The sequence below is a fragment of the Microvirga aerilata genome, from assembly GCF_016743775.1.
GTDB classification, from domain to species: domain Bacteria; phylum Pseudomonadota; class Alphaproteobacteria; order Rhizobiales; family Beijerinckiaceae; genus Microvirga; species Microvirga aerilata.
In genome coordinates this window covers 1-1,284 of record NZ_JAEQMY010000287.1, presented here as the reverse complement: position 1 = coordinate 1,284, position 1,284 = coordinate 1, and the positions used below count along the sequence as shown (strand labels likewise).

General features: G+C 62.5%; 1 protein-coding gene. It reads right to left on the bottom strand.

All coding sequences use genetic code 11. The annotated features are described in order from the left end of the window. Positions 1 to 61: 61 nt before the first annotated feature. A protein-coding gene (locus JKG68_RS32385; RefSeq protein WP_202066538.1) for an IS3 family transposase occupies positions 62 to 1,197 on the bottom strand; the annotation gives its coding sequence in 2 pieces (ribosomal slippage) (positions 62 to 942 and positions 942 to 1,197; 1,137 coding nt in all). Positions 1,198 to 1,284 lie beyond the last annotated feature (87 nt).

Below are 1,284 nucleotides of genomic sequence, written 5' to 3'. Positions count from 1 at the left end.
TGAGGTGGCTCGGTTTGTCTGAACAGCGTTTTCGGTTCGCTAAGTGGAGCGTCTGCCGGGGTTAGGCTGCCGCGAGCCGCGGCAGCGGGTTGAAGTAGGCCTGATCGGGCGTCCTCCGGTCAAGGCTCGAATGAGGCCTCCGGCCGTTGTAAAAGGTTAGATACCGACCGATCGAAGTCCGGGCCTCGGCGACACTGTCGTAGGCCCTCAGATAGACCTCCTCGTATTTGATGCTGCGCCACAGCCGCTCGACAAAGACGTTGTCACGCCAGGCGCCCTTGCCGTCCATGCTGATCGCGATCTCGTTCTTGTGGAGCACGCTGGTGAAGGCGTGGCTGGTGAACTGGCTGCCCTGATCCGTGTTGAAGATCTCAGGGCAGCCATAGCGGGCGATGGCTTCTTCCACCGGCTCGATGCAGAAGGCCGCCTCCAGCGTGATGGACAGCCGCCAAGCCAGAACCCGTCGGCTGAACCAGTCGATCACCGCCGCCAGATAGACGAAGCCCCGCGCCATGGGGACGTAGGTGATGTCCATGGCCCAGACCTGATTGGGTCTGGTAATGGGCAGCTTGCGCAGCAGATACGGATAGATCCGGTGGCCTGGTGCCGGCTTGGAGGTGTTGGGTTTGCGATAGAGCGCCTCGATGCCCATCCGCTTCATCAGCGTGGCGACATGCAGGCGTCCGATCGTGAAGCCCTCCGCCAGCAGCAGATCGCGCAGCATTCGGCTGCCCGCAAACGGATACTCCAGATGCAGCTCATCCATCCGCCGCATGAGGGCCAGATCGGTCGCCGAGACCGGCTGCGGCTGGTAATAGAGGCTGCCCCGGCTGATCCCAAGTTCCTCGGCTTGCCGGGCCAGCGGCAGGGCATGAGAGCGATTGATCATCGCTTTGCGCTCGGCCACGTTCCGGCTTTGGCGAGCGCGTGCTCTAAAAAATCATTAGCCAGGGTCAGCTCGCCGATCTTGGCATGCAGCGTCTTCACATCCACCGGCGAGTTGGCGGCTGCAGCCTTCTCGGCCCCGAACACGTCGGCCGCCCCGTCGAGGAGCTGGGCCTTCCACTGGGTGATCTGGTTGGGATGGACGTCAAACTGTTGCGCCAACTCGGCCAGGGTCCTCTCGCCCGTCAGGGCGGCCAGGGCCACTTTGGCCTTGAAAGCCGGAGAGTGATTGCGGCGGGGTCTCTTGCTCATTGCTTCTCCTGTTCGGCAGCCATTCTGGCTGCTCACAGGCAGAAACTCCACTTAGCCCGCTGTCCAGATTTCCCGAGCCAGCTCTGT